Origin of the sequence: Streptoalloteichus tenebrarius, assembly GCF_024171885.1 — a bacterium.
Classification (GTDB): domain Bacteria; phylum Actinomycetota; class Actinomycetes; order Mycobacteriales; family Pseudonocardiaceae; genus Streptoalloteichus; species Streptoalloteichus tenebrarius.
In genome coordinates, this window is record NZ_JAMTCP010000009.1 from 151,638 (window position 1) to 158,065 (window position 6,428).

9 protein-coding genes are annotated in these 6,428 nt (G+C 73.1%); 4 read left to right on the top strand and 5 right to left on the bottom strand.

Translation table 11 applies throughout. The features are described 5' to 3' along the window. Nucleotides 1–12: 12 nt before the first annotated feature. The 5 genes from rpe to LX15_RS11605 form a co-directional block, all read right to left on the bottom strand. On the bottom strand, nucleotides 13–693 hold the full coding sequence (gene rpe, locus LX15_RS11585) for a ribulose-phosphate 3-epimerase (protein WP_253669553.1): 681 nt from the start codon (nucleotides 691–693) through the stop codon (nucleotides 13–15). 455 nt (nucleotides 694–1,148) lie between these two features. After that, the gene (locus tag LX15_RS11590; protein ID WP_253669535.1) at nucleotides 1,149–2,588 is read right to left on the bottom strand and encodes an RsmB/NOP family class I SAM-dependent RNA methyltransferase; all 1,440 of its coding nucleotides are present in this window, start codon (nucleotides 2,586–2,588) and stop codon (nucleotides 1,149–1,151) included. Then, nucleotides 2,585–3,511 carry a methionyl-tRNA formyltransferase gene (fmt, locus tag LX15_RS11595; RefSeq protein WP_253669536.1) on the bottom strand — a complete coding sequence of 309 codons (927 nt, stop codon included), beginning with the start codon at nucleotides 3,509–3,511 and terminating at the stop codon, nucleotides 2,585–2,587. The genes LX15_RS11590 and fmt overlap by 4 nt, the downstream gene beginning before the upstream one ends. Beyond that, nucleotides 3,508–4,056 (bottom strand): peptide deformylase, encoded by a 549-nt coding sequence (def, locus tag LX15_RS11600; RefSeq protein ID WP_253669537.1) that lies wholly within the window; start codon nucleotides 4,054–4,056, stop codon nucleotides 3,508–3,510. The genes fmt and def overlap by 4 nt, the downstream gene beginning before the upstream one ends. A gap of 94 nt (nucleotides 4,057–4,150) precedes the next feature. Next, on the bottom strand, nucleotides 4,151–4,609 hold the full coding sequence (locus LX15_RS11605; RefSeq protein ID WP_372502614.1) for a helix-turn-helix domain-containing protein: 459 nt from the start codon (nucleotides 4,607–4,609) through the stop codon (nucleotides 4,151–4,153). Between LX15_RS11605 and LX15_RS11610 the strand changes: the two genes are divergently transcribed. The 4 genes from LX15_RS11610 to LX15_RS11625 all read left to right on the top strand — a co-directional run bounded on the left by LX15_RS11610 (nucleotide 4,520) and on the right by LX15_RS11625 (nucleotide 6,110). After that, nucleotides 4,520–5,044, top strand: coding sequence for a cytochrome P450 family protein (locus LX15_RS11610; RefSeq protein WP_253669538.1), 525 nt, complete (start codon nucleotides 4,520–4,522; stop codon nucleotides 5,042–5,044). The genes LX15_RS11605 and LX15_RS11610 overlap by 90 nt on opposite strands. Further along, on the top strand, nucleotides 5,041–5,334 hold the full coding sequence (locus LX15_RS11615; RefSeq protein WP_253669539.1) for a hypothetical protein: 294 nt from the start codon (nucleotides 5,041–5,043) through the stop codon (nucleotides 5,332–5,334). Before LX15_RS11610 ends, LX15_RS11615 begins: the two co-directional genes overlap by 4 nt. A gap of 100 nt (nucleotides 5,335–5,434) precedes the next feature. Then, the gene (locus LX15_RS11620; protein ID WP_253669540.1) at nucleotides 5,435–5,638 is read left to right on the top strand and encodes a hypothetical protein; all 204 of its coding nucleotides are present in this window, start codon (nucleotides 5,435–5,437) and stop codon (nucleotides 5,636–5,638) included. A 163-nt stretch (nucleotides 5,639–5,801) separates the two neighbouring features. After that, on the top strand, nucleotides 5,802–6,110 hold the full coding sequence (locus LX15_RS11625; RefSeq protein ID WP_253669541.1) for a hypothetical protein: 309 nt from the start codon (nucleotides 5,802–5,804) through the stop codon (nucleotides 6,108–6,110). The last annotated feature ends 318 nt before the right edge of the window (nucleotides 6,111–6,428 follow it).

Consider the following 6,428-nt stretch of genomic DNA (forward strand, 5'->3'; position numbering starts at 1 on the left):
TCGCCTCCCCGCTCAGGCGTGCGCGCGGTGGGCGGCGTTCGCCGCCCGCTCCCGCAGCGCCCGCACGGCGCGGGCCGGGTCCTCGGCCCCGTAGACGGCGGAGCCGGCCACGAAGCAGTCCACGCCCGCCTCGGCCGCGGCCTCGATGGTGTCGGCGTTGATGCCGCCGTCGATCTCCACGACGAGCGTGAGGTGGCCGGTGTCGACCAGGTGGCGGGCCCGCCGCACCTTGTCCAGCACGTCCGGGATGAACGACTGGCCGCCGAAGCCGGGCTCCACGGACATGACCAGCAGGGTGTCGTAGTGCCGGAGCACCTCGACGTAGGGGTCCAGCGGGGTGCCCGGCTTGATCGACAGGCCGGCCTTCGCGCCGGCCGCCCTGATGTCCCTGGCGATGCGCACCGGGTCGGCCGCGGCCTCGACGTGCACGGTGACGTTGTAGGCGCCGGCCTCGGCGTAGCCCACCGCCCACCGGTCGGGGTCCTCGATCATGAGGTGGCAGTCGAGCGGGATGTCGGTGGCCGCGCGCAGCGACTGGACCACCGGCAGGCCCAGGGTCAGGTTCGGCACGAAGTGCGCGTCCATGACGTCGACGTGCAGCCAGTCCGCGCCCTCTCCCGGAGGGCCGGCCACGGCGGCGGCCTCCTCGCCCAGCCGGGCGAAGTCGGCGGACAGGATGCTGGGAGCGATCAACGGACGATCGGTGCGGGCGCCTGACACGCGCGCAGTGTATGTCCTGCTCCGTTCCGCCCGCGGCCGCTCGGCCGCCCGACCGGCCTGATCCGTCCTGGTCACGGCGGCGGCGCCCGCGGCGCACGTGACGGGAGTTACTCGCCGGTCGCTCGGAGTCTCGCGGCGCATGGACTCGGGATCGATTCGGCGAGCGGCGGGCGAGCTGCCGGAGCGGCGGGCGAGCCGCCGAGCAGAGAGGACACGTCCCCGGACGCCACGAGCTGCGAGAGGGAAAGCCACGAGACACACGGCGCGGAGGGGTGGCGACGCACCCCGCCCGCACGACGAGAACCTGGCCTGTTCCGGCCGACCTCCCCCATGGACAGTCCACGTGGACAGTGCCGAAGGGGAGGCCGGCCGGAACAGCCGAGCCAGATCAGGCGCGGCGAATGACTCTCCGAATCAGACGCGCCGAATCAGACGCGCCGGAACAGCGCGCAGAACATCGCGTCCGTGCCGTGCCGGTGCGGCCAGAGCTGGACGTGCGGGCCGTCACCGAGCTGCGGCACGTCCGGGAAGTAGGGGCGCGCGTCGAGCTGCTCGACCTCGGGTCCGGACTTCCTGGTCCGGCGCAGCACGTCGGCGACCACGCCGAGCGTCTCCGGCAGGTGCGGCGAGCACACGACGTAGGCCACCACGCCGCCCGGCCGGGCCAGGCGCAGCGCGGCCATGAGCAGCTCGCGCTGCAACTTGGCCAGGTCGGCGACGTCGGTGGGCTGACGCCGCCAGCGGGACTCCGGCCGTCGGCGCAGCGAGCCCAGCCCGGTGCAGGGGGCGTCCACCAGCACGCGGTCGAACGAGTCCTCGGGCAGTCCGCTGTCGCGGCCGTCCGCCACGCGCACGTTCACCGGGAGGTCCCTGGTCGCCTTGCGCACCAGGTCGGCGCGGTGCGGCGCCTGCTCGACGGCCTCCAGCTCGCCGCCGTTCAGCTCGACCAGCGAGCCGAGCAGCGCGGCCTTGCCGCCGGGGCCGGCGCACAGGTCGGCCCACCGCTCGTCGGAGCCGGTCAGCTCGACCCTGGTGAGGGCGAGTGCCACGAGCTGGCTGCCCTCGTCCTGCACGCCGGCCAGGCCCTCGCGCACCGGCTCCAGGTCGCCGGGGTCCCCGGCCCCCGCCTCCAGGTGCACGCCGTAGGGCGAGTACGGCGCGACGTCGCCGCCGGTCATCGCGGCCAGCTCCTCCGCGCTCACCGCGCCCGGCCTGGCGACCAGGTGCACGGCGGGGCGGGCGTCGTCGGCGGCCAGGGCGTCGGCCAGCTCGGCGCGGGCCGGGCCGAGGGCGTCGGCGAACGCCTGCACGATCCACCGGGGGTGGGCGTGGGCCAGCGCGAGGTGGCCGACGCGGTCGGTCGCCTCGTCGGGGGCCAGTTCCCTGACCCAGGTCTCCTCGTCGTGCTCGGCGACCCTGCGCAGCACGGCGTTGGCGAACCCGGCGGCGCCGGAGCCGAGGTCGGCGCGGACCAGGTCCACAGTGGACGCCACAGCGGCGTGCGCGGGGATGCGGGTGCGCAGCAACTGGTAGGCGCCGAGCCGGAGCGCGTCCAGCAGCAGCCCGTCGATCTGGTTGAGCGGGCGGTCGCTGCACGCCTTCAGGACGGCGTCGAGCAGGCCCTGGGCGCGGCAGGTGCCGTAGGCCAGCTCGGTGGCCAGGGCGGCGTCCCTGCCGGTGATCCGCCGCTCCCGCAACAGACCGGGGAGCACGAGGTTGGCGTAGGCGTCGCGCTGGCGCACCGCCCGCACCGTGTCCAGGGCGGCCTGACGGGCCGGGTCCTCGACCGGCGGGCGACGGGGGCCGGTGCGCCGCTGGGGCGGACGGGACCGGTGTGGTCGGGCCGGTCGCCTGCGCTGCTCGCTCATCCCAGCCGTTCTCCCGCCTCGATCCTGCTGCCGCGCGCCCAGTCGGGGGCGGCCATCCGCTTCTTGCCCTGCGCCTGGACCTCGCCCAGCTCCACCGCGGTCGTCGCGGTGCCGACGAGCACGCGCCGCTTCTCCACGCGCAGCTCGCCGGGAGCCAGTCCGTCCACATCGGACGGTTGAACCGGGCCGAGCTTGACGCGCTCGCCCCGGAACACGCTCCACGCGCCGGGTTCCGGGCTCACCGAGCGGACCAGCCGGTCGACGGCCAGCGCCGGGAGCGTGAAGTCGACCCTGGCGTCGTCCGCCGTGACCTTCGGCGCGTAGCTGACGCCCTCGGCCGGCTGCTCCACGGCCACGACGGCGCCGTCCTCGATTCCGTCCAGTGTGGACAGTAGCAACCGGGCGCCGGAGTCGGCCAGCCGGTCCAGCAGCTCGCCCGCCGTGTCCCTGGGCCGCACCGGCTCGGTCACGGTGCCGAACACCGGACCGGCGTCCAGCTCGCGCACGATCCGGAACGTGCTCGCGCCGGTGATCTCGTCGCCGTGCCGCACGGCGGCCTGCACCGGGGCGGCGCCGCGCCACGCGGGCAGCAGGGAGAAGTGCAGGTTGATCCAGCCGTGCGGCGGGATCTCCAGCGCGGACTTCGGCAGCAACGCGCCGTAGGCCACGACCGGGCAGCAGTCGGGCGCCAGCTCGCGGAGCCTGGCCAGGAAGTCCGGGTCCCCGGCCCTGGCCGGGGTGAGCACCTCGATGCCGCGTTCGTCGGCGAGCGCGCCGACCGGCGAGCGGACCAGCCGCCGACCGCGCCCTGCCGGGGCGTCCGGCCGGGTCACCACGGCGACCACCTCGTGCCGGGGCGAGTCGAGCAGCGCCCGCAGCGCGGGCAACGCGACCGCGGGCGTTCCCGCGAAGACCAGCCTCATCGTGCCTTCCCGAACAGGGGGTGCGGACTCTGCTTGATCACCGGGGCCGGCTCGCCGAACCACTCCGCGCGCCGGATCTCCCGCATGGCGGCCTTGCGGGTCTCCGGGTCCAGCCGGTCGACGAACAGCACGCCGTCGAGGTGGTCGGTCTCGTGCTGGATGCAGCGGGCGAGCAGGTGGCTGCCCTCGACCTCGACCGGCTCGCCGTGCATGTTCCAGCCCCTGGCAACCACGTGCAGGTGACGGGTGCAGTCCCAGCGCAGGCCCGGGATGGACAGGCAGCCCTCGGGGCCGTCCTGCACCTCGTCGCCGACCACGTCGAAGGTCGGGTTGACCAGGTGCCCGCCGAAGCCGTCGCAGTGGTAGGTGAAGACCCGCAGGCCCACCCCGATCTGCGGGGCGGCCAGCCCGGCCCCGCCCTCGTCCTCCATCGTGTCCCACAGGTCCTTCACCAGGACCCGCAGCTCCTTGTCGAAGTCGACGACCTCGGTGGCGCGGGTGCGCAGCACCGGGTCGCCGAAGAGCCGGACGGGCTGGACGGCCACGGGTCTCCCCTCGACGCTGGTCTCGGACGGGCACCGGCGACCCCGGGGCATCGTCTCCGGGGCCGTCGCGGGCGCCGAGGCGAGTCTACGGGCGTCACCCTGACCGTTCGGGCGGTGTGCTCCCCGGCCAGCAGCCACGTGCCCGCCCAGGCGTCGACAGGGTCCGGACGGACGGCCCGCGCGGTCGCGCGGTGTTCCGTGGGGTCACGCCTCGCCGTCGCTGGAACGCGACGCTGAGGGCGAAGGCGTCGGAGTAGCCGACCCTGCGGGCGATCGAGCCGACGGTCGCGGCGGTCTCGCGGAGGAGGTCGGCCGCCAACGCGAGACGCCAGCCGGCCAGGTAGCTCACTGGGTGGCTCGCCGACCTCGGCGGCGAACCGACGGGCCAGCGTGGCCCTGGCCGCCCCCATCTGGCCCTCCCGTGGAGATGGCCGCAAGGGGTGGGAGATGTTCCGCGGCTCCCGTGCCGCGAGGCGGGTGTGCGCTCGGCCGCGCCGCGTGCGGTGGCGCGGTCCTGCTGGCCTGGCTCCGTGCCATGCGCGGCGCCGCGCACGTGTGCCAGGACCCGAGGACGGGGATCTGGCAGGTGTTCCGCTACCAGGACGTGCGGCAGGTCATGGCCGACACCGCCACCTTCTCCTCGGAGGTGACCCGGGTGGTGCCAGACAGCCACACGTCGGCCAGGGGCAACGTGATGCTCACCGACCCACCCGAACACGGGAGGTTGCGGACGCTGGTGAGCCAGGCCTCCCCCAACCGGCCCGGCCAGCCGAAGGACGTGGCGGCGCTCAGGTGGAACAGTCTGACCAGCAGGATCCGCGAGCCGGTGGAGTGGATCGCCGGCGGCGGGGCTTGGGAGATCTTCCAGGCTGTATGTTCAGTGGTCGCGAATCGGCTGAGGTTCTCCCCCATGACGGTGGGTGGACCGCCCCCGGGCCCCACCCACCGTCGCTATGAGGACGAGCAGGGTGCTGAGGAGGATGGGTGACCGGGCAGCCGCAGACCGATCAGGGACGACGTGTCACCGCCGGAGTTCTGGCGGTAGTTGGCATGACCAGCACGCTCGTCGGGTTGATGTTGACGTCCAGAGCGACGCAGGCGGGGCAGTTATGGGCGCACTGGGCACTGCCTGTGGTGGTGAGCTTGGCGCTGCTGGTCGCAGGCGTCCGGTTGGTTCGTGACCCACGACCACGGCCGCTGTGGGCGGTGGCCTGGTTCGGGTTCGGCATCCTGCTCGTCCGAGGTGCCATCAGGTTGGTGGGTCTGCTCACGGGCTGAGCACCGGTCCCCGCGAGGGCAGCCGAGGAGATGAGCCCGTGAACCAGTTGGCGGTGGGCGGATCAAGCTCATGTCCACCCGGGCGCCCTGGTGATACATCGTGGTGTCGACGCTGGTGGTCTGGGCCTACGCAGCGCCGGGTGCGGTGTTGGCCTCGCCGGGCTCGCGGTCGCGAGTGGCCGATGTCGAAACCGGGATCGGACTGGGACGAGTCATCGTGATGGTGATGGCGGCGCTCTCGTTCACCACCGAGCACCGCTACGGCACCCTGCGGGTGAGCTACCTGGCCACACCCCGCCGGTGATGGGTCCTGACCGCGAAGGCGCGGTCGTCGCCGGGATCTCAGGCGCCCTGGGAGTGGTCCAGGGGTTGGGTGCGGTCCTGCTGGCCGCGACGCTGGCCGACTCTGGCGTCGCTCTCATGTTGCACTCGCCACGCAGTGGCGGGAAGCGGTGGGACCAGGCGCGGTGTATGTGATCGATGCTCTGTTCGCCTTCAGCATGGCCGCGTGGTTCGGCAGCGCCACGGTCAGCTTCGTGTTGATCTGGGTGCTTCTCGCTGAGAACCTGCTGATCGCGGTGCCTGGCGGCGACCAGATCCGCCCCTGGTTCCTCTTCACCGCCCAAGCCCACTTCCTGGGCCAGGCCGGCCAGGGCTTCCCCTACCCGCCGCTGGTGGGCTTGGCCTGCGCGGCCAGGATCGCGCTTCTCCTGGCGATCGAGTCCACGTGTTCCAGCCGCACAACCTTCGAAGCCCGAGCCAACAAGTCGTCGTAGGTGGCGTGGTGGGACTCGGGCAGATCGTCCCGGTACGCACGCGCCGGGACAACGACGACCAACGCCCCACCCAAGTCGAGCACCGCTTGGGCAAACAGGGTGTCGGCACCGTCAGCCAGGCAGCTCACACCAACCAAGCCACCTTCAGCGTGACCGCGCAGCGTGTCCCGCAGCGCCACACTAACGAGGCGAGCGGTGTCGTCGGGCAACAAGCGGTGCCCACTAATGGCAAGCCTGATCATGGCGTCTCCCGTTCGTAGAGATCGACCAAGGCGGTGTCGAGTGCTTCGGCTTCACTTGCCGAAGCCGGTAGAGAAG

Bases quoted from the DNA above. Each gene is read 5' to 3' on its own strand.
- LX15_RS11590 (WP_253669535.1), bottom strand. From the start codon at position 2,588: ATGAGCGAGCAGCGCAGGCGACCGGCCCGACCACACCGGTCCCGTCCG.
- fmt (WP_253669536.1), bottom strand. From the start codon at position 3,511: ATGAGGCTGGTCTTCGCGGGAACGCCCGCGGTCGCGTTGCCCGCGCTG.